This is a genomic window from Haloarcula mannanilytica (assembly GCF_005406125.1).
Lineage (GTDB): Archaea > Halobacteriota > Halobacteria > Halobacteriales > Haloarculaceae > Haloarcula > Haloarcula mannanilytica.
In genome coordinates this window covers 54,480-79,070 of sequence record NZ_BIXZ01000011.1, presented here as the reverse complement: position 1 = coordinate 79,070, position 24,591 = coordinate 54,480, and the positions used below count along the sequence as shown (strand labels likewise).

General features: G+C 59.1%; 19 protein-coding genes. 5 read left to right on the top strand and 14 right to left on the bottom strand.

What is annotated here, in order from left to right; all coding sequences use genetic code 11:
* Nucleotides 1–151 precede the first annotated feature (151 nt).
* The 8 genes from Harman_RS19100 to Harman_RS19065 form a co-directional block, all read right to left on the bottom strand.
* A complete protein-coding gene (locus Harman_RS19100) occupies nt 152–2,368 on the bottom strand; it encodes an ABC transporter ATP-binding protein (RefSeq protein WP_137685295.1) in 2,217 nt (738 codons plus the stop codon).
* Between the two features lies 1 nt (nt 2,369).
* Entirely contained in the window at nt 2,370–3,419 is a 1,050-nt protein-coding gene (locus Harman_RS19095; protein ID WP_137685294.1) for an ABC transporter permease, read from the bottom strand.
* A gap of 89 nt (nt 3,420–3,508) precedes the next feature.
* Complete coding sequence (locus tag Harman_RS19090) at nt 3,509–4,510, bottom strand: ABC transporter permease (protein ID WP_137685293.1); 1,002 nt, start codon at nt 4,508–4,510, stop codon at nt 3,509–3,511.
* A 111-nt stretch (nt 4,511–4,621) separates the two neighbouring features.
* A complete protein-coding gene (locus Harman_RS19085) occupies nt 4,622–4,816 on the bottom strand; it encodes a hypothetical protein (RefSeq protein ID WP_137685292.1) in 195 nt (64 codons plus the stop codon).
* Between the two features lie 141 nt (nt 4,817–4,957).
* Entirely contained in the window at nt 4,958–6,805 is a 1,848-nt protein-coding gene (locus Harman_RS19080; protein WP_137685291.1) for an ABC transporter substrate-binding protein, read from the bottom strand.
* A gap of 151 nt (nt 6,806–6,956) precedes the next feature.
* Entirely contained in the window at nt 6,957–7,928 is a 972-nt protein-coding gene (locus Harman_RS19075) for a pectinesterase family protein (RefSeq protein ID WP_137685290.1), read from the bottom strand.
* Between the two features lie 99 nt (nt 7,929–8,027).
* A complete protein-coding gene (locus tag Harman_RS19070) occupies nt 8,028–9,074 on the bottom strand; it encodes a Gfo/Idh/MocA family protein (protein WP_137685289.1) in 1,047 nt (348 codons plus the stop codon).
* 79 nt (nt 9,075–9,153) lie between these two features.
* A complete protein-coding gene (locus Harman_RS19065; protein WP_137685288.1) occupies nt 9,154–10,686 on the bottom strand; it encodes a glycoside hydrolase family 28 protein in 1,533 nt (510 codons plus the stop codon).
* Between the two features lie 156 nt (nt 10,687–10,842).
* On the opposite strand from Harman_RS19065, the gene Harman_RS19060 reads away from it, so the two are divergent.
* Both Harman_RS19060 and Harman_RS19055 read left to right on the top strand, forming a co-directional pair.
* Nucleotides 10,843–12,363 carry a pectate lyase gene (locus Harman_RS19060; protein ID WP_137685287.1) on the top strand — a complete coding sequence of 507 codons (1,521 nt, stop codon included), beginning with the start codon at nt 10,843–10,845 and terminating at the stop codon, nt 12,361–12,363.
* An 82-nt stretch (nt 12,364–12,445) separates the two neighbouring features.
* Nucleotides 12,446–13,690 (top strand): mandelate racemase/muconate lactonizing enzyme family protein, encoded by a 1,245-nt coding sequence (locus Harman_RS19055; RefSeq protein WP_137685286.1) that lies wholly within the window; start codon nt 12,446–12,448, stop codon nt 13,688–13,690.
* Between the two features lie 426 nt (nt 13,691–14,116).
* Here the strand turns inward: Harman_RS19055 and Harman_RS19050 are convergent, their stop codons facing one another.
* A complete protein-coding gene (locus Harman_RS19050) occupies nt 14,117–14,887 on the bottom strand; it encodes an IclR family transcriptional regulator (protein WP_137685285.1) in 771 nt (256 codons plus the stop codon).
* Between the two features lie 491 nt (nt 14,888–15,378).
* On the opposite strand from Harman_RS19050, the gene Harman_RS19045 reads away from it, so the two are divergent.
* From Harman_RS19045 to rdfA, 3 genes are all read left to right on the top strand, one after another.
* A complete protein-coding gene (locus Harman_RS19045) occupies nt 15,379–16,140 on the top strand; it encodes an IclR family transcriptional regulator (RefSeq protein ID WP_137685284.1) in 762 nt (253 codons plus the stop codon).
* A 92-nt stretch (nt 16,141–16,232) separates the two neighbouring features.
* Nucleotides 16,233–17,060 (top strand): SDR family NAD(P)-dependent oxidoreductase, encoded by an 828-nt coding sequence (locus Harman_RS19040; protein WP_137685283.1) that lies wholly within the window; start codon nt 16,233–16,235, stop codon nt 17,058–17,060.
* Nucleotides 17,061–17,421: 361 nt separating this feature from the next.
* On the top strand, nt 17,422–18,060 hold the full coding sequence (gene rdfA, locus Harman_RS19035; protein WP_137685282.1) for a rod-determining factor RdfA: 639 nt from the start codon (nt 17,422–17,424) through the stop codon (nt 18,058–18,060).
* 546 nt (nt 18,061–18,606) lie between these two features.
* Here rdfA and Harman_RS19030 read toward each other — a convergent pair.
* The 5 genes from Harman_RS19030 to Harman_RS19010 form a co-directional block, all read right to left on the bottom strand.
* Nucleotides 18,607–19,677 carry an ABC transporter ATP-binding protein gene (locus Harman_RS19030; RefSeq protein WP_137685281.1) on the bottom strand — a complete coding sequence of 357 codons (1,071 nt, stop codon included), beginning with the start codon at nt 19,675–19,677 and terminating at the stop codon, nt 18,607–18,609.
* Nucleotides 19,677–20,735 carry an ABC transporter ATP-binding protein gene (locus Harman_RS19025; protein ID WP_137685280.1) on the bottom strand — a complete coding sequence of 353 codons (1,059 nt, stop codon included), beginning with the start codon at nt 20,733–20,735 and terminating at the stop codon, nt 19,677–19,679. Before Harman_RS19025 ends, Harman_RS19030 begins: the two co-directional genes overlap by 1 nt.
* Before the next feature lie 72 nt (nt 20,736–20,807).
* The gene (locus Harman_RS19020) at nt 20,808–21,794 is read right to left on the bottom strand and encodes an ABC transporter permease (protein WP_137685279.1); all 987 of its coding nucleotides are present in this window, start codon (nt 21,792–21,794) and stop codon (nt 20,808–20,810) included.
* Nucleotides 21,787–22,806, bottom strand: coding sequence for an ABC transporter permease (locus tag Harman_RS19015; protein ID WP_137685278.1), 1,020 nt, complete (start codon nt 22,804–22,806; stop codon nt 21,787–21,789). Before Harman_RS19015 ends, Harman_RS19020 begins: the two co-directional genes overlap by 8 nt.
* A gap of 54 nt (nt 22,807–22,860) precedes the next feature.
* A complete protein-coding gene (locus Harman_RS19010; protein ID WP_200831002.1) occupies nt 22,861–24,567 on the bottom strand; it encodes an ABC transporter substrate-binding protein in 1,707 nt (568 codons plus the stop codon).
* Nucleotides 24,568–24,591: the final 24 nt, after the last annotated feature.

Here is a 24,591-nt window from a genome sequence, read left to right as displayed (position 1 = left end):
TTTTAGCTAACTGGACCGCTTTGCTCGTGAAGCGGGAAATCTTCGACATAGACCATCGGCGGTTTCCCGCTTCAACTTCCTAGTTCTGACGGTCGAAACCGACGCTGTCCAGCGATTCACCAGAGCCAAAAATACCGACTTTCCGAGCCAGTTACTCGCTCTCTACGCCCACGTTCTCGCCACGCCCCTCTAATTCGGGAATCGGTGGGCTGGACCAGTATTCGTGATTATCGAGCGCGCGGAAACACATCGCTTCGTGAGAGTCCGCTTCGCTAGCGGCGTACGGGGCCGGCGACTCTCGTTTACAGACTTCGCGGGCCTCCGGGCACCGCGTGTGATAGCGACAGCCGCTCGGCGGGTTCGTCGGGTCCGGAATGTCGATTTCGCGGATCGGTGACTCGGTGCGTCCGCCTTCGGAGTGGAGCTGCGGCGTTGCCCACCGGAGCGCCTGCGTGTAGGGATGCTGCGGGTCGTGGATGATCTGTTCGGGGGGGCCGATCTCGACGAGCGTGCCCAGATACACGACCCCGATTCGACCGCCAGTCTTCTCGGCGATGTAGCGGGCGTTCGAGAGGTCGTGGCTGATGAACAGGTAGGACGTATCGAACTCGTTTTGAAGCTGGATCATCAGGTCCATCATCTCTACGCGCAGGGAGACGTCTAAGGCACTGACCGGCTCGTCTGCGAGGATGAGGTCCGGATTCATCAGCATCGCCCGGATAAGCGCGACCCGCTGTTGCTCGCCGCCAGAGAGCTGGTGTGGATACCGCTCGATGTAGTCCTCTGGCGGGGACATCCCGACGAGTTCCAGCAAGCCGAGGATGCGTTGTTTCCGGTCGTTCCCGTCGAGATCGTCGTTCCAACGTTTCAGCGGCGCTTCCAGAATAGCCTTGACGCGGCGATTGGGATTAAGCGCACTGCCCGGGTCCTGATGGACTATCTGGAGCGACTGGCGTATCTCGCCCCACGACATCCCATCGCCGCCGTTGGCTTTGACGTCCCAGATGTCGTGTCCACGGTACGTTACGGATCCGCCGGTTACCTCCTGAAGTCCGACACCAGCCTTCCCGAGCGTCGTCTTCCCGCATCCGGACTCACCGACGAGGACGACCACATCCCGGTCGTAAATATCGAGTGAGACGCCGTCGACCGCCTTGACTACGTCCGGCTCCGAGAAGAAATCGAAGAAGCCGGTTTCCTGATCGAAGTGGACCTCCACGTCCTCCATCGAGACGATGGGGTCGTCGTACGAACCCGTCGAAGCGCGGTCCGTCTGCATATCATCGAAGTCCGGGAGATCCGGCGAGCTATACTCGTCCCCATCGAGTTCGTCTGTCATCGGAATCTCCGCTTCCGCCTGTTGCCAGTGATGGCAGTGAACGTGATGGGTCCCGTCTACCTCGTAAGGGCCAGGGTCGTCTGTTCGGCACGTTTCGTCAGCGAGTGGGCAGCGCGTATGGAACGAACAGCCCTGTGGCACAGAGACTGGGTCGGGGGCGCTCCCCTCCACCGGACGCATCGTTTCGATTGGCGCATCGAGGTTCGGCGTCGACTTCAGTAGCAGCCGCGTGTACGGGTGTGCAGCGTCTTCGAGAATCTCCTCGGTCTCCCCGATCTCTGCGAACTCGAACGCGTACAGGACCCCGATCCGGTCGGCAATGTCTGCGACCAGCGGCAGGTCGTGCGTGATGAACACGATTGTGAGATCGTATTCCTCTTTGATCTCCTCGATAAGCGAGATAATCGAGCGCTGCATCAACAGGTCCAGTGCCGCCGTCGGCTCGTCCATGACGAGCACTTCCGGCTCCAGCACGAGTGAGAGCGCAATGAGGGCGCGCTGTTTCATGCCACCGGAGAGTTCGTGGGCATACGAGTCGAGTACCCGCTCTGGGTCGAGATACAGGTCCCGGAGAATATCGCACGCGCGTTCCATCCCCGCTTCGATATCGTAATCGTGGGCATCGAGCGTCTCAACGAAGTGTGTCCGAATCGGCCGTACCGGATTGAACGAACTCATCGCCCCCTGAAACACCATCGAGATTTCCTCCCAGCGGAACTGACGGAGTTCCTCCTTGCTCATATCGAGGATATCAACGTCTTCGTTGGGCGTCGGGTGATACGTGATTTCGCCGCGCAAGACGCCGGGGTCGACGACGGCGTCGAGGAGCGCCGAAGCGAGCATCGATTTGCCGCTCCCGCTCTCGCCGACGACGCCGAATATCTCGTTTCGCTGGATGTCAAGACTCACATCGTCGAGGACACGGGACTCGCCGCGGTCCATACTGAACGTGACCGACGTGTTTCTGATTTCCAGGATCGGATCTTCTTGAGTCAGTCCGCGGTCGTAGGTGGATTCTGAGATAGTCATGTTAGAGGCCTCCAACAGTGTGTCCGTCTTCGACTTCGTCATCGACTTCCGCTGTCGTTTTCTCGTGACGCGCCCGGACACGCGGATTGAACACGCGGTCCAGGGACTGTCCGAGCAGTATCAGACCGATGGAGATGACGACAATCGCCACCATCGGCACGAGGAACCAGTGAAGCGCCGCCAGCCGCGTGTGTGCGTTCGCGCCGTAAGCGAGGTTGAGAATACTCCCCCAGTTGAGATTCTGGAAGGGGAGGATGCCGAGGTAGTACAGCGCCACGGCCTCGAAGATGACCCGACGGCCCGCGTTGGTGAGGTTAATGACGACAAACGGCATCAGATGCGGAATGATGTCCTTGAACACAATCGTTCGCGTCGGAAGCCCCATCGCACGCGAGGATTCGACGAACGACTCCTGCCGGAGGGTGAGCACTTGCGAGCGGATCGAGCGAGCGAGTCCGCCCCAGGCCGCGACACTCAACAGTAACCCAACAGCCCAGGGGTTCCCGAGCAGTACGTCGTCGAACATCAGTCCCAGCACCATCACGAGCGGGAAGCCCGGGATGTTGATGAACACGTCAGTAATCGAACTGAGCACAGTGTCGGTCATGCCACCCTTGTAGCCGGCGATAGAGCCGACGATCGTCCCGATGAGGACGGTCGAGGTCGCACCCGCAGCAACCATCTTCAGGATCGTATTCGTGGAGTAGATGGTTTGGGAGAGCAGATCACGGCCCATGTTATCAGTGCCTAATGGATACTCCATCGTCTCGAAGGGCGCTGCGAGTGCCGGCCCTTCGAGGACTTCGGTCTGCTCGACGAATGTCGGGCCGACGACACCCATCAGGACATACCCGAGCATGATGGTGAACCCGATGCGGGCTCGCCAATCTGTCCAGATAATGGCGATTGGCGTGTACACGTACGCATCGTACAGTTTTCGCAGTTTGTCAGCCTCTGTCTCCTCGTACTCGGAGACGATGTCAAACGGGGACGCATCGCCGTCGACCGCGTTTCCACCGTCCGTTCTGTGGTCTCTGTTGGTGTCAGTCATTGCTTCGTGCTATTGTGTCGGTGTTAGTCGAACTGCTGCCCATCACCGTACTATCGTCAGGCTGTCGAGGTCGACGAACCGCGACAGTCTCAGTACGATTCATTGTTCTGTCCCCCTGCTCGCGGGTCGACGAGCGAGTACGTCAGGTCCGCGATCAACAGCGCGATGACGATGGCGACTGTGATAACGACAAACCCACCCATCATCAGCGGATAGTCGCGCTGGTTGAGCGCACTGAACAGGTAGAACCCCAACCCACGGTACTGGAACACCTGTTCGAGAACGACGGACCCGCCGAACATCTCGCCGATACTGATGAGGAACGTCGTGTACATCGGCAGGATGGCGTTGCGGGAGACGTACTGTGTGGAAATCCGGATATCAGAGAGCCCACGGAGGCGCGCAACTCGAAGGTAGTCCTCGCCGAGGACGCGGATACTGTTGCCACGCATTCCGAGCGAGGCGACCCCCGACGCGACGAGCATCGAGATAATCGGTAACGCGGCGTGTTCGATGATACCTGAGATGTACACCCACGTGAACCCGGGTTCGACGCCGGCCGGCTGGCGGCCGCTCGATGGGAACGGCCCGTGGTAGGCCAGAAAGATCAACAGGAGGATGGCGAGTACGTAGTAGGGAATAGACCCAATAACGACGGCGTAGGACGTGAGCCCGACGTCCAGTTTTCCCCCCTCCCAGTACGCCATGAGCGCTCCGACAGCGATACCGATGAAGAAGCTGATGAATACGGCCCAACTCAACACGAACAGCGTCCACGGCAGCGCTCTGGCGAGAATATCCACCACCGGTTCCGCGTAGTACACTGATTCCCCCAGGTTCCCCTGGAGCATGTTAATAGTGTACTCAGCGTACGCGGCCGGTATCGGTTGGTCCGGATCAATAGTGAGCCGAGAGTCGATGAGTTCCCGTATCTGTGCGGGATTGTACCCCTGTTGGGCAAGGCGAGAGACCATCGACCCCATGATACTCCCCGGCATCAGTCGCACGAGGGCGAAAGAGAGCGTGATGACGGCCCAGACCGTAAACACAGTCTGCCCTATTCTCCGTATGCGCCAGTCAATAGTTACCATAGTATGGATTACTGACTCTTTCCCAGCCATTCCTAATGAAAGTTCCTATTTATTAGGTGAGCTATTCCTCACCTCCCCACCACGCGAATCAGGTACACAGAACCAGTGCCATCAAAACGGTTCCCAGCCGGTGTAGATCACGATGACGCTGGCGACAAAGGTAATCACGACTGGAACCAGCGACAGTTGTGCTAGGACGTATCCTCCCGTCCCTGGTTCACCGACGAGCAACGAGAACACGAGTAACAATAAAAAGAGGACGGTCATAGCCATCACGACCTGTGAGACCGATTGGAGGAAGCCCATACGTACATACGGGTCTGCTACCTACTTAAATCATCAGACGTGATGCGGCAGTACTAACAGGTGATCCAGAGGACAGTCCCAGTCAAATTGGGATGCCTTTCGCTGCTACGACAAGCCACGGACACGGGATGTCTGTCCGTCTCAGTCGCCGGTATACCGAATCGTCCCGTCTGCCATTTTGGGCGCAATGTACAGCGCATCGTCCACGCCGTCGACAATCGCGTCTTGGGCGTCGAGCTCCCAGTTGCCCCCGTCGTACGCACCGGCGTCAGGCTGGAACATTGCCTCCATCTCCGGAAGCGTCTGATTCCACCACCACATGAGCTCCTTGTGATACTGGTCTTCGCCCGTAATCTGCCACTGTCGGATGTGGTCCTCGACGTTGATCGTCTTGGTTCCGTTCTCTCCCTCGGGGTCCCCGACCGGCATGGGCACGTCACGCTCGGGCTGGTAGTGCGTAATGGATTGGATCCAGTTCGGCACGAGATCAAGCGTCCACATTGCCGTGATGCCGTTCGCAGACGAGCCGTCCGGCATGACGTGGTACTCCCCGGTTGTCCGGCGCTCGTCGAGCGTCGCGGAGTCGACCTGTTCCTGATTGATCGCGATACCGAAGTCCTTGAGATTACGCTGGAGGATCTGATGGTCCGGTCGTTCGACACCGTTCATCCAGTTGATCTCGAAGCGGCTCCCGTCTGGACTCAGCCAGTTGCCGTTGTCGTCTCGCTCGTAGCCGGCCTGGTTCAGGAGTTCGGCAGCGCGTTCGGTGTCGTTCTGCCCGTAGAGGGTGAAGTCTTCGACCCAGTCCGCCGCGGGGTGATTGCCTTCTTCGAGGATGTTCCCGGGAACCCGACACGGTCCCCACTCGAACGGGCGGTTCACACCTTGGAGAAGTTCCGGCAGTTGCTCACGGTCGAATACGTGACAGACCGCTTTGCGCACCTTCGGATCGGAAAACGGCGTCTCGTAGTTGACCTCGTGGCCGCAGTTGAAAGCGAACAGCTTGTTCGTAGAGAGGGTCTCGCGGAACAGGGTATGACCTTCGGGGAGATTGCTCTGGAGGTCCTCCTGAACGGGGAATCCGGTGTGTGCGGCATCGACTTCGCCAGCGGAGTAGGGCTGTGTTGGAATGTTGCTCTCGTAGAGGTCGAGCCTGAACTCGTCGAGTTCGATGGTGTCTGCGTTGGGATGGTCGTCGTACACCTCCATAATGGTCGTCGTGTCGCCGACCTCTGCCACCTGGAACGCGCCGTTCCCGATAGTGCCTGGACTAAGCTTCGGCTCGTTGCTCGTCGTGATCTCTTCGAGGGCTGCGTCGTCGCCCTCTTCGAGCCGCGTTTTCCAGCCCTCCCATGGCTCTTCGCCGCTCTTTGTGAAGATACCTCGCCCTTCGCGGCCGGCGAGATCCGAAACGGCGTTCTGGAGCGCCCAGCTCTCGTCGAGCACGTCATGGAAATTCACATGAAGCGTCGTGTCGTCGACCGCTTCCGCGGACTTGACCAGTGGGTGTGGCCGTGCACCGTCTTCGGCCTGCGCTGCGAGGATGCCGAGTCCGATGTCGAACTGGAGCGCCCAGTCTTGGGCTGTGACGGTGTCACCATTATGCCACGTGAACGCGTCACTGAGACGGAATTCAAGGGTCGTATCCTCGACCATTTCCCACTCCTGGGCGATGATGGAATACCCCTCGTTCGTCGCGGGGCTGTGGACGACGGCCCGGTCGAAGATATTCGCGCCGGGATGCCAACAGCCGTTTTGCGTGGGGTTCCAGGGATTCAGATGGCGGTTCGCGGGTGCCGTTCCGCCTGTGTTGGGATCGAAGACGTTGAACGTTGCACCGGTACCCGAACCGCCACCGCCGCTTTCTCCGTCGCCACCGCTGCCTCCATCGCCACTACAACCGGCGATAAGGGCTGCACCGCCTGTGACGCCGTATCGAAGGTAATCACGTCTACTCATGCCACTGAATCGTTCGCTAAACTCTGGCATACAACCATCTGGAAGCCGATACCATATAAATGTAAGTATTGTTTGTTTATTATTTTATACAGACGGAAACCCGATAACGACAAAAATGAGACGCTACTGACACTCTGTCAGTCCGGTAGTTCGCTGCCAGAAATCACGGCTATTCGGGGTGTTACCCGTGCTCGTCGGTGTCTTCGAGTGTCGCTCTCGGATTCCAGCCGTCAAACACGGTCTGTAGCGAGGCGTGATCAGTTGCCTCCGCCTGCGTGAGTTGGTCGGCCCACGACACGCGTTCCGTCGGATTGTTGCCTGGACCGGTGTTCTCGTACTCGGCGTATGTAGCTGTCTCCTCGTTTGCCGGGTCCCGCCAGTTGTGCCACCCCACCGGCTTGATATGCTCGTTGAGGTAGCAGTGCATGAAGACGGTTTTAGCGTGCGGCCGCCACGGTCGACCGAGGTAGAAGGAGTTCGGCGGCGCGTCGCCGGTGACCGCACAGTTCAGGAACACGTATCCATAGTCGGATTCCGTAGGGGTCGAGGCGGCTGTCACGTATCCTTTGTCGCCGATACAGCGTATTTCACAGTCCTCGAAAACGGCTGTGGCCCAGCCGAAGATGAAGTCGACTCGCCCCTCTATGTAGCACTCGCTGTAGTACTGTCGTGTCCCTTCGCCGTACGTGTAGAGGGTGTCCTGCCAGCCACGGAAGCGACAGTTCTCGAAGACGGCCCGGTCAGCGTCCACCCGAATCGCAACGGCCTGTGCGACGTGTGGAGCATCGTTCTCGAAGGTGAGATTCCGTGCTGTGAATCCGTCACCGTTGACGAAACACGTCGACGACCCCGTCGTTCCGATTTCTTCGCCGTCCTCGTCGATCATGTCGGCGTGGTCGTCGTACGTGAGTACTGTTTTCGCCGCCCCGGCGCCGGCGAACGTGACGTTTGTCTTCGTCTCCGGTAGGGTGAGTTTCTCCTTGTACCGACCCGGTTCGATACAGATTACCGTCTCCGACGGGCTCTGATCGGGAACCGCTTCGATAGCCGCCTGGACCCGCTCGTAGTCGCCACTCCCGTCTTTGGCGACCACGATCTCGCATGCTGTCGGCCGGTGTACAGAGTCGTCGGTTCCGTCCTGATTTCGTGTCATAGTCTCACTGCCACACAGTGGCAATATCTCGACACAGAACTGCCGTTGTTAAAAATGACGCGACGGACCGACTGAACTCGATTCGGGAATCGGATGCTGCTATTCGAAAACCCCGTCGAGGAAAGGGAACCGGTCGTGGATATCGATACGTTCCTCCTGCCGACCTGACTCATAGGCGGCCATCGTCACAACCACAGCCTTGAGTCCGTCGTAGACCGTTGCCGGTGGTTCAGTTCCCTCGGCAATCGCTTCAAGGAACGCCGTGCCCTTGCTCAGCCACCGACTGTACCCGAAGTAGGGGTCGTGTTCGGTCCCCTCGTCGTCGATGGTGTATCCGGTCCGGTCGTCCCACTCCCGTCCTTCGAGATACACCGCCCCTTCCTCGTCCCAGATGTGGACGTGCTCGCGTGTCCGGGCGACGACGCCCGTGTCGGAGACGTTCGCCACTGCACCGTTTGCGAACTCGATGTTGATGGTCGACTGTCTGTCGAATATCTGCTCGTCGTCGTGAAACACCATGTTCGCGTTGACCTCGGTTGGCGTCAGTCCCGTCGTCCAGAGGATGGCGTCGATGACGTGTGTCCCGACGTTCATCAGATGGCCGCCGCCGCTGAGTTCCGGGTCCATTCGCCAATCGTCGTCCCGCTCGTAGCAGGACTGCCAGTCGTGCGTTATCTCGCCGGTGATGAACCGGGGTTCACGGTCCCCGAGCGCCCAGCGCTCCCGGGCCATGTGGTAGGCCGGATTGAAGTGGCGCTGGTAGCCGACCATCACGACGGCGTCGCTCTCCTCGGCACGCTGAGTGACCTCGTATGCGTCCTCGACGGTCGTGGCCAGGGGCTTCTCACAGAGGACGTGAAGGTCCGCGTCGAGGGCAGCCAGTGTCTGGTCGTGGTGGAGCCCGTTCGGTGTTGCGATACCGACCGCATCGAGGGAGCCATCGCGGAGCATCTGACCGTAGTCGGTGTACTGTCCAGTCTCCGGAACGCCGAGCTGCTCGCCGACATCGGCCAGCACGGTTTCGTTTCGGTCCGCAAGCGCGACGAGGTCCGCTCGCTCAAGTTCCTGGAACTGCTCTGCGAGCCGTTTCCCGAGACTCCCGATACCCACAACGCCGACAGCTATGGGGTCTGTGTTGTCGGTCATTACCTGTAATTCCCTCGGGCGATACGGAAATAGTTGTGTGCTAGCATGGAACTTTGATCGTCGATGTTCGCTGGAGGGTTCATTCGCGTTGGACCTCGACGGCGTCCGTCGCGTCGATAGCATTTCCCAGCGACCCGTGGTTGCCAGCGAGTGAGACGATGCCGTCGCCGCTCGCTTCGAGGAACGTCTCCGGAACGGTCGCCCCGTCACAACCGCTGACCGCTGTTCGCCCGACATCGCTCACGACGATAGCGGGACTGGACACGCCGGACACGTCGAGTCCGTCGATGGTCACCGACCCAGTTTCCGCGAACGTCATCGCCGGCCCCTCGGGGGTTCGGATCGTTACGTTGTCGAAGGAAACGTCCCCGATTGACTTACAGAACAGCCCATGGCGCTGGTCGTAGTTGCTAGCCATCGCCGGCGAGAGATCGGTGGCGTCGAGGTCCCGCGTGGCGTCGATTTCGACGTTTTCGAAGCTGATTCCTTCAAACCGCTGTTCGGGCAAGCCTGCGAGAAACGCGGCGCTCTCCACGTCGCGGGCGGTGATGTCATGGAAGCTCACGTTCCGGATCATCGGCGTTCCCTCGTCGACGGGTATCTCGTCGCTGTCGATATCCATGAAATAGTAGCCGTTGATGACGAACGGGCAGGCGACGTGGCGCATGACGATGGTATCGAAGCGGAGGTCCTCGACGACGCCGCCCCGGTCGCGCTGGGTTTTGATGCGAATGCCGCGGTCAGTGTTCGTGAAGGTACAGTTCGACACGACCACGTCGCGCACGTCGCCGGACATCTCGCTGCCGATGACGACGCCGCCGTGGCCGGCTTCGATAGTACAGTTCGTCACAGTGATCTGAGCCGCGGGAACGCCGACCGCACGCCCCTCCTCGTTTTTTCCAGACTTGATACAGATGGCGTCGTCACCCGCATTGATGTACGTGTCACTGATTCGGACGTGCTGTGAGGAGTCGATATCGATACCGTCCCCGTTCGGCGCGTCCGCGGGATTGGACACGGTCAGGTCATGGAGCGTGACGTTGTCTGAGTAGACGATGTGGGTGTTCCAGAACGGCGAGCGCTGCAGCGTGACCCCGGAGATGGAGACGTTCTCGCTGTCGTACACCTGGAACAGCGGTGGGCGGAGCGTGAAACTGCTCACGTCGTCTTCCTTCTCGTTTCGTGCACTGAACTCAGCCAGTCGCTCCCGGAGTCCAGTCGGGATCTCCGACTCGGCAGCCTCGTAGAACTGCCACCAGTAGTCCCCCTGACCGTCTATCGTCCCGGTGCCCGTTATCTTGACGTTTTCGGCCTCATACACGCGCAGACACGGGTGGAACCCGACCTGGTCCCACCCCTCCCAGCGGCTTTGCGCATCGGGAAAGGCCTGGTAGTCACGGACGAACCGTAGCGTCGCCCCAGCGTCCACGCGGAGCGTCGTGTTGTCACCGACAACCAGCGGCGCGGTCAAATACTCTCCCGGCGGGAGACGGACCGTTCCGCCGTTCGCAGCCGCTTCGTCCAGCGCAGACTGGAGTGCCTCGGTGTCGCGTTGTCGACCGTCACCTGCTGCACCCCGATCTCGGACATTGATACTGTCTGCTGGGTCCATACACCCTCGTTCCAACACCGCATGAATAAGCGTTATGTTGAATCGGCTATGGATACATGTTCCCCACCACCGTCGTTAGACCGGTCGCTGCTCCTCCGCACCATGTTATAGACACCCAAACACACAAGATGTCGCCGACAGATACCACGAGACGGAATGAGTGTGCCTTCCGCAAGCGAGCTTATAGACGGTGTGCAACTCCACGCCGATACTGTTCTCGAACACGCACGCGATGACTACGGCGACGAGTCCACGCCGCTTCTTGTCGACGCGCTTGACGCAACCACCCGTGCCGGGGTCAAATACGACGGGCGCGACGTTGCCGATGGCTACCTCTCGAACGTTGCCCTCCAGCAGTCGTTTCTGCGCGCGCTCGTCGGCCTGAGCGAGATCACCAACGACGAAACGTATCGCTCAAAGGCGGAGGATATCATCTCGTGGACGTTCGAGCACGCCACCGACGACATCGGTCTGGTGTACTGGGGTGGTCACGCAGCCTACGATCTCGAAGCCGACGAGGTCGTCGTCGGAAAGAGCGACCACGAACTCAAGTTCGAGTACCCCTTCTACGAGCTTCTCTACGACGTTTCGCCGGACGCGACTCGCCAGTTCGTCAAGGCGTTCTGGAACGCGCACGTTCTCGACTGGGACTCGCTCGATTTCAACCGCCACGGGGGCTGGAATGAGCCGATAGGGACCCTCTGGGATCACGAGTACGAGGGCGGCGACGTGTTCTTCTGGGGCGACGGACTGACATTCGTCAACACAGGAAGCGACCTCTACTACGCGGCCGGGGTGCTCGCTGATCTCACCGGCGAGGACGAACCATTGGCATGGGCGAAGCGCCTTGCTCATCGATATGTCGAGACCAGACAGGACCCCGGGATCAGCGGCTATCAGTTCAGCCAGCATGCGAGCTACTGTAACGGCCCGGAAATACGAGGAGACCGAGCACAGTACCAGTTCGCACCGTACATCCACGGCGACCACCGCATTTTTGAGGGGACTCTGTTCCGGCCCCGCCCCATCGTCCAGCGTCAGCAGTTGGCGCTCGCCGGTCGGTTGGATGAGCGTGGCGCGGCGTTCGCTCAGTGGGCGGTCGAGGAACTCCGGGCCTGGCGGGAAGCAGCCTATCGACCCAGTGACAACGAGTTCGCCCCGATGCTCACGGACGGATTGAGCCTTGAAGGCTTCGTCATCCGGCGTGAGGGGTACTTCGGCCCGAAGGGACGCGTCATCGGTCCTATCGAGGCCGGCCCGGGCTTCTTGTGGGCGTACGCCCGCGCGTACCGAATTGTCGGGGACGACCTGTGCTACGCGACAGCGCGGGATATCGTCGCTGGAATCGGTCTCGGAGACATCGGCGCTCCGGAAGAGAGCCCCAGTCTGGGCTTCGATGTGGGCCCTGAAGCCGTGGGACCGGAACTACTGTCTGGCCTTCTCGAACTGTACCGGGCAAGCGGAGACGACACGTATCTCGACGCCGCGGCTAGCATCGGTGGCCGCCTCTTGGATGAGCGGGAGAACGGACTGTTTACCGACACTCGCGGCCTGGCGGTACTGGACAACCCGACACCTCTAGCGCTCCTCCGACTGGCGGCCGCGCTGCGGGGTGGCCCGCTTGACACGCTCCCAGTAGCTGTTGGAAACAGGCAGTCACCGAAGGGCGGAATATAGGGGCGACGTACTTTCCTGAGTCAACAGGAATTGCCGTTAGCAGGGCGGGGATATTTATGTGATTGCGCGTCTCTGGTGAAATATGCGTATTACCGAGGTCAGAGCCCTTGCCCTTTCGTCTCCGATAGAGCCGACACAGGAGAGACAGTTCCATGGGGGCATCCGTCGCCTGCTGAAACGCGACGTTGTTCTCGCTGTCGTTGAGACCGCTGATGGACTCCGTGGCGCTGCGACCGCTGGAGCGACGAGTTCCGCGATGCGGGAGTACTTCGAAGGGGACTCGCAGGGAACCTTCGCCGACGTGCTGGAGAACGAGGCGGCAGCAGCCCTCGAAGGTGAGGAAATCAGCGAGATCACCGACGCTCACGAACGCATCGAAGCGACGAGTCTCTCGGACCGTCTCAAGACGAAAGCCATCTCTGCGCTCGATGTGGCACTGTACGACATCCGAGGGAAGGAACTCGGGACGCCGGTGTACGAACTCCTTCGCACTCGGTACGACGACCCGCCGGAGCCCACGACTGATCTCCCGCTGTATGCGAGTTCCGGGATGTATATGGAGCCGGCGGGGTTCGCCGAACAGGCCCGCTCCGTTGAGGAGGCGGGGTTCTTCGGGTACAAGTACCGGCCGGGCATCGGTCCCGACGGCGACCGGCGGACCATCGACCTCGTCTCAGACGCGCTCGAAGAAACCGAACTGATGCTCGACGCCCACACGTGGTGGAAACTCGAAGACAGCTACGGTGACGAGACCGTGGCCGACATCGTGTCTTACGCCGCACAGAACGGCGCGTACTGGGTAGAAGAACCGGTCGCCCCGGACGACTACGCGGGCTATCGACGGCTCGCCGAAACCGGCGCAGCGCTCGCCGGCGGGGAAAGCGAGGACTCGCCGGACGGGCTGCTCGCGCTCGCTGAGACCGGCGCTGTCGACTTCCTCCAGGGTGACGTGCGCCACCACCGCGGGTTCACCGGCTGTCACCGCGCCATCGAGTACTGTCGCGGTCGGGACATCGAGTTCGTCCCCCACAACTTCGGAACGTGGCTCGGTTTGCTCGCAAACGCCCACCTGGTGGCCGCCGCACCGGAGGTAGACCTCGTGGAATATCCAGTCTTCGAGGACGATCCGCTCGTCGAGGCCTCGGGCGACCCCGGCATGTACCCGTTCGACCTCGCGTTTGACATCGTCGAGGGACAGCCGCCGGTCGAGAACGGTCGGCTCGCAGTCCCGGACGACCCCGGCCTGGGTATCGAAGTGAATCTCGATGTCATCGAGGAGTACCCGTTCATCGACGGCCCCTGGACGGAGTTTCGCTACGGGACGTAGCCTGTCTCGTTCCACCGCCCCCGGCTTGGGTCAGGCCATCTTGTAAGTGTGGTAACATTCGTGTTCCTCCTGGGGGAACAGAATTACACCCCGTCCTCCCGATTGTCCCGGTAACGCTATCGGTTCGCTGGGGAAACAACCGACGAAATCCGCCGTAGAACGACTGAGGGGGAGAATCTAGTGTTTGTGTCTCTCCTGTGCTACCACTTCATATAGAGGAGTTCGGAGGAGGGCTTTGTAGAGATGTGTTCCTCCCTGCCGAAGACCTACACAAGCTGGAGCGTAACGGCGGCGCTCTGATTTATCCAGACGTACTATATTGAATATTACCCGCTGAGTCGAACACGGAGTTCTTGAGAGCGAAACGGCGGTCGAAAACGGAGAGACGAGGCCCCTATTGATCGATACAGACGGAGAAACGACACCTCAGCCGGAGAACTTCGTGTTCAGTTCTATGACGTTCGCCGCGCCGGTTGCAAGCTCTGAGAGCTCACCGTGGATGCGGTCGTCCGTGAACCGGCTCAGCGGCCCGGTGATGCTGATCGCCCCCAACACGGTGTCGCCGTTCTCGACAGGCGCGGAGACACACCGGAGTCCCTCGATGTTCTCCTCGTCGTCGATACCGTAGCCGCGCTGTCGTATCTCTTCGAGTTCAGTTCTGAGTGCGTCGGCACTCGTGATGGTGTTCGATGTGAACCGTTCGAGGTCCATCGATTCGATGAGCCGCTCGGTCCGGTCCTGCGGGAGATACGCGAGGATGGTCTTGCCCAGCGATGTCGAGTGCATGGGCTGCTGTTTCCCGACCCCTGAGAGCGTCTCGACGGCCTGTTCACCGGTCGCCTTGTAGAGATAGGACACCTTTCCGTGTTCCTCTATGCCGAACTGGATGATTTCACCGGTTTCCTCCGCCAGCGCGTCGGCTTCGTTCCGGATCACGTCGTAGTTCCCGATCTGTTCCCGGACGTGCATCGCCATGTCGAGGATCCGCAGGCTCAGCCTGTACTCGCCGTCTTCCCGCACGACCAGTTGCTGGTCTTCGAGCGTATGGAGATGGTTGTGAATCGTACTTTTGGAGTGTCCGAGACGATTTGCGAGTGCAGTGACTCTGGTGGCGTCCTGTGTCTGCAGTTCACTGATGATGTTGAGCGTGATCTCCGCGGATTGTATCGTCCGTCCGGGGCCTTCGTTTGTCGTCATACTGGAAGTCTATGTCCGTTTGATTATAAATTTGTTCCCGAGACAGGAACGATCTGGGTCCTTGTGATACGATGGTGCGTCTCGTTCGTGATGCCCGCCATGAATTTACACTAGTACTCGTGTAAATCAACGCTCTGGAAAGGAGGCCAGAACTGGTTTGCAGATAGACGCTAGCTTGAGACTGTAGGGGTGTCCGGTATTATCGGGCTCACCGTGGAGAATACTAAATCTAGAGCTATAGAATTACGAACGTACTGCTGTAAATGTAGGGGGTCGAATGGATACCATTTGAGTTAGCGAACAGCATCGATCCACTAATCCTGTCACGACAGTGTGGCTTTCCTGCAAGATCAGATCGATGAAACGCTCTATCAGTTGGTCCAGTCCGGCCGACGGTACACGACTGGGGTGGCGAAAACGAACCGCCTTTCGAGGAGCGGACCGACCGTCAAGCAGACTAGTATTATACATATTCGATTCGAAAGGTCTCTATGGAAGAGCCGAAACACCCAGTTCGGACAGTCGATAGAGCACTTGAAATCGTCGAGATCATCCAGGAGCGTGACGGCGCGGGCGTCTCCGAAATCGCTGAATGTGTCGATATCGGCAAAAGTGCGGTCCACAACCACCTGAACACACTGGTAAACAGAGGGTATCTAGTCAAGGACGGCGACGAGTATCAGGTCGGTCTGTCCTTCCTGGGACTCGGCGCGTACGCTAGAAACCGAACGGCTATCTACCAAACGGCCCGTCCCGAAGTCGAGAACCTCGCTGAAGAAACAGGTGAGTTGGCGAACTTACTCGTCGAAAAGAGCGGGCGGGGCATCTATCTCTACCAGGCCCGCGGCGAAAACGCCGTGGATCTGGATACATACGCAGGGAAACAGGTCTACCTCCACTGTACGGCCCTCGGAAAGGCGATTCTCGCCTTCCGACCCCGCGACGAAGTCGCCGAAATACTCGACACTCACGGGCTCCCGGAGATGACGCGACAGACGATAACGGACCGTGACACACTGTTTGAGGAACTCGATCGGATTCGGAAACAGCAGTACGCTATTGATGACGAAGAGCGTCTGGCTGGACTCTGCTGTGTTTCTGCGCCTATCACGGATCGAGCGGACAGGAGTATCGGGGCGATCAGTGTCGCCTGTCCAGTCCACCGGATCAGTGAAAACCGGCTCCACGACGAACTCCCCGCCGACGTGCTAGGGGTAGCGAACGTCATCGAGCTCGAACACAACTACTCGTGACTGGTTTCTGTGTGACGCGGCTCTGACCGCCCAGTCCACTGTGGTCGTGCAGACGAGCCAACCATTAAGTGGGTCGTCACGACAACTCACCTATGGGAGAGTTACAGTACGACTTCTCCGGAGAAACCGTTGTCGTGACAGGCGGCGCCTCGGGGATCGGCCGGGCAGTGGCCCGCCGATTCGGCGATGCTGGTGCGACCGTCCTCATCGCGGATATCCGCGAACATCCCGTAGACGGGGCGGAGTCGACACCGACGCACGAACTCATCGAGGACAACGGCGGCCGTGCCATCTTCGTCGAAACAGATGTTTCCGATCCGGACGACGTGGCAGCGGTCGTTGAAGCCAGTCGGGAGTTCGGTGGTGTCGATGTGATGGTCAACAACGCCGGTATCTACCGCGAGGCGTCGCTCATAGAAACCGGGACAGCGGCGTTCGACCAGGTGTTCGCTATCAACGTTCGCGGCGTGTTCGCCGGCTGTCGGGCGGCGGCCAGACAGATGCTAGCAAGGGACGATCCGGGCTGTATCGTCAACACGGCGTCGATCAGTTCCGAATACGCACAGGTCGGCCACACGATGTACGACGCCTCAAAAGGCGCAGTTATGATGATCACCCGCGTCGGGGCGCTCGAACTTGCCAAGCACGACATTCGGGTCAACGCCGTTGCACCGGGCGTCATCGAAACGACGTTCGGCACGGACAATCCGGAGATAGAACAGACTAATACTGACGGATTCATCCTCGAATCGGCTGATATCCCAGAGATCGGCGAACAAAAAGTCAGTGCCGATATTCCGATGGATCGGATGGGGACACCTGACGAACTCGCCGGATCGTACCTGTTTCTGGCCTCCGAAGCAGCCAGTTACGTTACCGGACACCTCCTGTACGCAGATGGTGGGTACAGCATACTCTAACGCTTCAATGGGATAGTACTGAAATCCTCGACGGAACTGAAGCCATACATACAGAACATCGTTCTGTTTCTCGGACCAGTACTATCATCCGAGTCTGAGCCGGTGTTATGTGACTCGAACTAGCCTAGATTGGGTTCGATACGCGGTCATTGAGTCTTACACAGGCTAGTGATCCCTTCAATGGACTCTCTCACCACTGTTGGGTCGTCGCAGTCACCAGAACCGATGAGTGGGATTTACAGTAATACTCGTGTAAACTACACCAGCGGTCTGCCCTGGTGGAAACGCTATCGCCAGGCACAGACGAACACAGTAGGACTGCAGTCGAAACTCCTTTTGAATCCGAGTCGTAGGTTACCCTATGGCAGACTCCGACAACACATCGTCATCCGCCCTATCGTGTGATTGTAAACTCGGGCGGATAGCGGACACATACGAACTCTCCGAGCTTGACGAGGACCTCATCGCGTACTGGACCGGTGAAACCGGAGAACAGTACAGCACACGGTCGCTCGCAACGGTTGTCAACCAGCGGGTACTCGAAGCGGCACTCCAGGACGCGAACGTCTCTTTCAAAGAGGGCGAGATAGAGAACACGTATCGTTTGCTCACAGACGATGACGTGAGCAGCGGCACACGAGTCGAAACCCGGACTGAACTGCAACACGACGGCGTCCCTGTCGAACAGGTCGAATCGGATTTCGTTTCCCACCAGACGGTTTACAACCACCTGACGGACTGTCTCGATACGACACTCGACTCACCGAGCGACGAGGAACGACTCACGAAGAGCCAGGAGAAACTCGGGGCGCTGCAGAGCCGGACTGCGGCCGTGACGACGGACACGATAGAACAACTCGACCGCAACGGAGTCGTCGATATCGGCGAATTCAACGTCGTCATCTCGGCGACGGTGACCTGCGAAGACTGTTACCAACAGTATACGGTGCAGGAATTCCTCGAACAGGGGGCCTGTGACTGTGAAGATACTGAGGCTTGACACCACGTCACAAAACACACTCCTAATATCAGCAATTGATTATTATAGAACGATATTCTCCCACGGAGAATGGTGTACTGAGCTGCCCAACGTGATGGTTGCCTCCGATACGACGTGAGAACGGGATGCCTGAACATAGCCATTGAAGCGACTGAGTTCGAAGTTCGATTACGAAAGCGGTCTATTCCGGGCTCAAAGTGGCAGTAATCCCTCTCACACAGCAGCACCCACCGCGAAACTGAACCGAACGCCGACGCTACGAACCGTAGTGGTACCAGAGTCGATACGCGACCCAACCAGCGACAGTGACGACAAAGAGCGAGATCCCCCACAGACCGAACACACCTGACAGGACCCCAGTCGTGACGAACATTCCGATGAAGATCAATCCGACTGCAATGCCCAGGGAAACCCAGACATTCCGGCTGCCGGGGAGATTCAACGAGTGACGCCGTTCGGAGCTTTGGTTGCTAGCGTTTGCCATTGTTCTCTTGTGATATATTTCGACTCTCTGTTTTGATTGGCTGTCTGTGAGCGGGCAATGGGCTACTCATCCGTGATTTCCGGACTATCCCAGTACTCGTGGTTCTCATCAGCACGGAAGCAGCGGGCGTAGTTCTCTTTGTCGCCGTTAGCGTGGACGCGTTCTGGATGTTGCTGCCGACAGACTTCCCGGGCCTTCGGACACCGAGGATGGAAGTGACAGCCTGCTGGGAGGTCTGTCGGGTCAGGCACGTCAATTTTGCGCAGCGGGAACTCCGCTTCGGCGTCGTCCTCGTAGAGATTCGCCGTTGCCCACTGCAGTGCCTTCGTGTAGGGATGCTGTGGGTTTTCGACGATTTCCTCGACGGTTCCGATCTCGACAATCTCGCCGAGGTACATCACGGCGATGCGACCGCCGGACTTTTCTGCGATGTAGCGAGCGTTCGAGAGATCGTGGGAAATGAACAGATACGAGGTCTGGAAGATGTCCTGTAGTTCGAGCATGAGGTCCATCATCTCGACGCGCAAGGACACGTCAAGCGCACTGATAGCCTCATCGGCGAGGATGAGGTCCGGGTTCAGCAACAGCGCACGAACGAGGACCGCACGCTGGGTTTCGCCGCCACTCAACTGGTGTGGGTACCGGTTCAGATAATCGCCGGGCGGTGACATCCCCACTCGCTCGAACAGCGTGTGGATGCGCTCCTCTCGTTCCTCGCGGCCGAGGTCGGGATACCACTTTTTCAGTGGGAGCATCAGCGACGTGAGTATCCGCTGGTTCGGATTGAGCGCACTGCCGGGGTCTTGATGAATTATCTGGAGGGAGTGTCGGATCTCGTCGAAGGATATCGACACATCACCGGCGTTTCGTTTCGCCTTCCAGATATCCTGGCCGCGATAGCGAACTGTGCCGCTCGTTGGCTTTTGGGCACCAATTGCCGTCTTCCCCAGTGTCGATTTCCCGCACCCGCTCTCGCCGATGAGTGTGAGTGTCTCCTGTTCACCGAGATCAAGGGACACGTCGCTGACTGCTCTCACCGTCTCGGATTCGCCGAAGATATCCAGTGGCCCACCGCCGTTCGTAAACTCCACGGAGACGCCGTCCATCGAGAGCATCGGATCCGAGGCCCCCATCAACGGTCACCTCCGTCAGTTGCGGTGTCGGTTGTCGGACTGTGACTGGGTGCCGCACTGATCGGCACTGCGTCTGCGGCCTGGTTATAGTAGAAACAGGCTGATTCTTGAGTGTTGCGTACGGTCATCATCGCCGGCTCTTCTGACCGACAGTGGTCGTCGGCCAGTGGACACCGAGGGTGGTACGAACAACCCGGTATCTGGTCGACCGGATCCGGTTTGCTGCCTTCGATGATGTCCATTTCGTCGACGGGCACGTTCAGATCCGGTGTCGTATCGAGGAGTGCACGCGTGTACGGATGCGACGCGTTATACAGTAGATCGTCTGTCGTCCCGATCTCGACGATGTTGAACGCATACATGACAGCGATTCGGTCGGCAAGCTTGGTCAGCAACGGCAGGTCGTGCGTGATGAACACGAGCGTCAGATCGTACTCCGCCTGCAGTTCACGCAGGAGCGTGACGATAGACCGCTGCATCAGCAGGTCCAGCGCTGCTGTCGGCTCATCGAGGACGAGGACATCTGGTTCGAGAACCAGACTCAATGCGATGAGTGCGCGCTGTTTCATCCCGCCGGAGAGTTCGTGTGCATACGAGTCGAGAATTCGCTCCGGGTCGAGATAGACGCTCTCCAAGAGGTCTCTTGCGCGGTCCATCCCGGCGGGAATGTCCCGGTTGTGGTCCTGCAGCGTCTCCCTGAAATGCGTTCGGATCTTCGTGACCGGGTTGAACGAACTCATCGCTCCCTGGAACACCATCGCTACCGCTTCCCAGCGGAACCGATTCAGTTCGGAGTCGGACAGATCCAGGACGGAGACTGGGTTCCCGTCTTCCGGATAGAAGGTGACTTCGCCGGTCGTGACACCGGGTTCGACGACGGCGTTGAGAAATGACGAGGCGAGCATGGACTTGCCACTCCCGCTTTCACCGATGATGCCGAGGGTTTCGTTACGAGCGACATCGATGTCGGCGTCACGCACGACGCGTGACTGCCCGCGGTTCATCTGAAACGTGACGTTGAGGTCTCGCACCTCGAAGATCGTCTCTGTGTTACTCATTGGTCGTACTATCGTAGTGAACAGCAGTCAGTTCCGTAGTCCTATCCTCGGGGTCGGCTACTTCTCGGCGCATCATTCGTGGCCCCCGTCGTCATCTATCGTCGACGCGTGGCGCGCTCTGAGTCTGACGTTGAACACGCTGTCCATTCCCTGTGAGAACAACACGAGCCCGAACGACATCAGGAAGATCGTCAGTAACGGGAACGTGAGGAAGTGGTACATGTCCGGTCGGTTCAACGCGTTCCCCTCGTATGCGATGTTCATCATGACGCCCCAGTTGAACGTCGTGAACGGGAGGATCCCGAGGAAGTACAGCCCGACGGACTCGAAGATGATGCGTCTGGACGCCAGCGCCGAGTTCACCGTTATGTATGGCATGAGTTGTGCGAGTACGTCCCGCCGGAGAATCGTTCCCGTCGAGAGACCCATGATCTGTGATGCCTCGACGTAGGACTCCTCCCGGATGCTGAGTACTTGTGAGCGCACCGTTCTGGCTAATCCGGGCCAGTTGTCGAGGCCGAGCAAGACGCCGATCACATAGGGGCTTTCGGGCTGGAAGATCGCCACGAGGACGATGACAAGCGGGAGGCCGGGAATCGTGATAATGATGTCCGTTATCGACATCAACGTGGTGTCGACCGTCGTTCCGCGGAGGAACCCCGAGACAACCCCGACCAGTGCCGCGAAACCGACGCTCACGACAGCCCCGGCAATGACCATCTTGAACATGTCCGGTGTCGCGTGAATGAGTTGCGCCCCGATCGGCTGTCCGAAGGTGTCCGTCCCGAGAATGTAGTCGAAGTTCTGGAACGGTGGTTCGAGTACGGGGGCGTCCCCGCTTGATGGTTTATCGACGAGCCAGACACCGAGCGTCCCCATCAGGAAGAATACGGCAACAATCACGGTCCCGACGAGAGCGCGCCAGTCAGTCATCGCTACCCGGCAGGGGGCAGCGACGTAGAGGTCGAACTGCCGTTTGAGCCGCTGGGACCGCGGGACCGGTTCCCGGTCGATGTCTGCGTCGAAAAGCGTTTCTAGCCCCTCCTGATCGTTACTCATTGTCCCCTCCGGCCGAGATTCGTGGATCGATGAACCCGTAAGTGAGGTCCGCGATGAGGATCGCCACAACTGTCACGAGCGTGAACACGATGAGCGACCCCATGAGGACGGGGTAGTTTCTGACCTGTATCGCCTCGTAGACCAGCATCCCCACGCCGGGGTAGGAAAAGATCTGCTCGACGATGACGGAACTGCTGAGAACCCCGGCGATACCGATCATGAACTGCGTATACATCGGCAACACGGCGTTCCGTCCCACGTACTGCGTTGCGATCCGGGAATTTCGGAGCCCCCGGAGTTCAGCGACCCGGAGATAGTCCTCTCCGAGGACGCGGACAGAGTTGCCACGCATCGTCAGCGCAGCGCCGAGGCCGAGTACGCTCATCGAGAGTATCGGGAGCGCAGCGTGGTGGGCGATGCTCTGCATGAACGCAACGTTGAATCCCGCTTCGACGCCGAGTCCGACCCGGCCGCCCGTCGGAAAGAACTCGTTTCGGATGCTGAAAAAGAAGATGAACAGGATACCAGCGACGTAGTACGGCGTGGAGTTCAGGCCGATGACGACGACCGACGACACCGAGTCGAACCGGGATTTCTCCTTGAAGGCCATCACCGCGCCGAGGACGATACTCCCGGTGTATCCGATCACCATCGCGTAGACGCTGATGAGCATCGACCACGGGATCCGGTCGGCCAAGAGCGTCGTCACGGCGGTGTTTTCATAGAGCGACTCGCCGAGGTCCTGTTCGAGGAAGACGCTGCTCATGTACTGGTAATACTGGACGTATATCGGTGCGTCACTCTCCAGATTCGTGTACTGAGCGACCAGCTGTTCGATCCGGGCCGGATCAATCGTGTTTCCCGACCCCATCTGCTGTTGGAGGATGACGTTTCGGAGTGCCTCGGCCGGCCCGCCCGGCATCATCTGGTACAGGACAAACGTGAGCGTCACCGTCGCGAAAAACGTCAACACCGCCTGTCCGACGCGTTTCACGAAGTAATTACCGCTCATGGGTCTCCTCTGGCATGGGTCTGGGGGCGTTGGCTTGCATCGTTTCAGGCGGTGTTAGTTGCTCGAGATCCGTCCAGTCGTCAGCGCCCAGGGTCCAGGGTTCGGCCGGTCGAGACGAGCCTCCTCCGGATCGGGGAAATCGAAGTTCTCGACATCGCCGCCGAAGCCGCGGTTCTCCTGTAAGTGAACGATAGAGGGGAGGTCGAAGTTGAACCACCGGACGAGCTTTCGTGTCATCTCGATCGTCTCTTGCTCTGAGGACGCACCGACGAGATTGTTCATCAACTGCGCCGGCTTAATCTCGACGGGGTCGCTCCCGATCTCCGCTGCCCCGACCTCACCGGGGATTTCTGTCGTGAACGGAACGCCGGTCGGCCCGGTGTCCTCTCCGCTGTCGGGATCGCCGGCGAGAACGCCATAGAAGTTGTTGGAGAAGTATGCCGTCGGGTGCCAGAACGGCAGCGCGACGTGCCATATCCAGGCGATATCGAACTCCCACTCCTGTAGTTTCGAGTAGTAGTCCTGGCCGATAGCGTTCATGTTCGTCTCCATCCCGAAATCGTTCAACTGGTCACTGAACACTTTCGTCGGCTGGGATTGCGAAACGGACGACTGCGTAATAATGTCGAAGACGATGGTGTCGCCGTCGGGTCCGACCCAGGTGTCGCCGTCCATCGAATAGCCGGCGTCCTGCATGTATCCGCGTGCCGTCTCCGCGTCGGCTTCGACGGGGTACTGGATGAGCTGGTCAGTGAAGTCTTCCCCGAGATACATCTCCTCGATGGTCTCTCGAATACCCGTCTGGACCTGTGTGGGACTCGCAAGCATCCCGGTCTGGGCCGCTGCATCCACAATGGAAGGGATGTCGATCGCAGAAATAATGGCCCGTCGAACCGCTCTGTTCCCGAGATGTTTGTTGTTCCAGTTCAACAGGTACTTCTGGCAGTTGTAGTGACTCAGTTTGTAGACGTTCTGGAGGTTGTCGGGGTAATCTGACCGCTGATTTTCGGTGATGTACTGGGTCATGTCGAGCTCGTTGCTCTTTTCGAGTTGCTCGACCTGCGTCCCGGACTCGACGTTCGGGAGGACACGTATTTCCTCGATGTTCGTCCGGTCGGACCACGGATGGTCCTCCTGTTTGACCGCCAGCGTCTCCGAGGAGTTGAAATCCTCTATCCGAAACAGTGTACTCCCGAGACCCTGGTCGACGAACTCCTGGGTCGGAATCGTCATCTGGAGGAGGTCGTTCGTGACATCCTCGCGGGCGCTCTTGGTAGTGGCGTCCTCGTACCGTTCGAGATATTCCCGGAAAACGGACTTAGGCGCTGCCATTCCGTAGCCCGCGTTCAACTTCGCGACGGTCGGTGCAATATCGTCCTTGTAGATCCGACGGACGGTGTACTCGTCGACCAGTTCGTGGCCCTTGATCGGAGAGCCTTCAGGGTCCTGGTAGCGGTCGATCTCCGCTTCGACGTAGTAGTCCTCGGCCGTGATGTCGTTCCCGTTCCAGTATGTCCAATCGGTCGGGAACTCGATGGTCACCTCCCGCCCGTCGACACTGAGGGTCTCGAAGAACTCCGAGGAGGTTGAGCCGTCGCCGTGTGCGACAACCGTTCCCTGGAGCCAGTAGATGCTGTATGTCTGGGCGTAGTTCGCTGGATTCCACGGATTGAAGTGTACCTCTGTCGGCGGACGGCCGCCCTCGAAAGCTGTGACGAACTGAGAGGGGGCCTCCCCGCCACCCCCACTGTCGCCACCCATACAACCAGCCAGTGCCGTCGCCAG

Excerpts from the sequence above, each read along its gene's own strand:
- Harman_RS19100 (WP_137685295.1), bottom strand. The coding sequence starts at position 2,368 with ATGACTATCTCAGAATCCACCTACGACCGCGGACTGACTCAAGAAGAT.
- Harman_RS19095 (WP_137685294.1), bottom strand. The coding sequence starts at position 3,419 with ATGACTGACACCAACAGAGACCACAGAACGGACGGTGGAAACGCGGTC.
- Harman_RS19090 (WP_137685293.1), bottom strand. The coding sequence starts at position 4,510 with ATGGTAACTATTGACTGGCGCATACGGAGAATAGGGCAGACTGTGTTT.
- Harman_RS19085 (WP_137685292.1), bottom strand. The coding sequence starts at position 4,816 with ATGGGCTTCCTCCAATCGGTCTCACAGGTCGTGATGGCTATGACCGTC.
- Harman_RS19080 (WP_137685291.1), bottom strand. The coding sequence starts at position 6,805 with ATGCCAGAGTTTAGCGAACGATTCAGTGGCATGAGTAGACGTGATTAC.
- Harman_RS19075 (WP_137685290.1), bottom strand. The coding sequence starts at position 7,928 with ATGACACGAAATCAGGACGGAACCGACGACTCTGTACACCGGCCGACA.
- Harman_RS19070 (WP_137685289.1), bottom strand. The coding sequence starts at position 9,074 with ATGACCGACAACACAGACCCCATAGCTGTCGGCGTTGTGGGTATCGGG.
- Harman_RS19065 (WP_137685288.1), bottom strand. The coding sequence starts at position 10,686 with ATGGACCCAGCAGACAGTATCAATGTCCGAGATCGGGGTGCAGCAGGT.
- Harman_RS19060 (WP_137685287.1), top strand. The coding sequence starts at position 10,843 with ATGAGTGTGCCTTCCGCAAGCGAGCTTATAGACGGTGTGCAACTCCAC.
- Harman_RS19055 (WP_137685286.1), top strand. The coding sequence starts at position 12,446 with ATGCGTATTACCGAGGTCAGAGCCCTTGCCCTTTCGTCTCCGATAGAG.
- Harman_RS19050 (WP_137685285.1), bottom strand. The coding sequence starts at position 14,887 with ATGACGACAAACGAAGGCCCCGGACGGACGATACAATCCGCGGAGATC.
- Harman_RS19045 (WP_137685284.1), top strand. The coding sequence starts at position 15,379 with ATGGAAGAGCCGAAACACCCAGTTCGGACAGTCGATAGAGCACTTGAA.
- Harman_RS19040 (WP_137685283.1), top strand. The coding sequence starts at position 16,233 with ATGGGAGAGTTACAGTACGACTTCTCCGGAGAAACCGTTGTCGTGACA.
- rdfA (WP_137685282.1), top strand. The coding sequence starts at position 17,422 with ATGGCAGACTCCGACAACACATCGTCATCCGCCCTATCGTGTGATTGT.
- Harman_RS19030 (WP_137685281.1), bottom strand. The coding sequence starts at position 19,677 with ATGGGGGCCTCGGATCCGATGCTCTCGATGGACGGCGTCTCCGTGGAG.
- Harman_RS19025 (WP_137685280.1), bottom strand. The coding sequence starts at position 20,735 with ATGAGTAACACAGAGACGATCTTCGAGGTGCGAGACCTCAACGTCACG.
- Harman_RS19020 (WP_137685279.1), bottom strand. The coding sequence starts at position 21,794 with ATGAGTAACGATCAGGAGGGGCTAGAAACGCTTTTCGACGCAGACATC.
- Harman_RS19015 (WP_137685278.1), bottom strand. The coding sequence starts at position 22,806 with ATGAGCGGTAATTACTTCGTGAAACGCGTCGGACAGGCGGTGTTGACG.
- Harman_RS19010 (WP_200831002.1), bottom strand. The coding sequence starts at position 24,567 with ATGGGTGGCGACAGTGGGGGTGGCGGGGAGGCCCCCTCTCAGTTCGTC.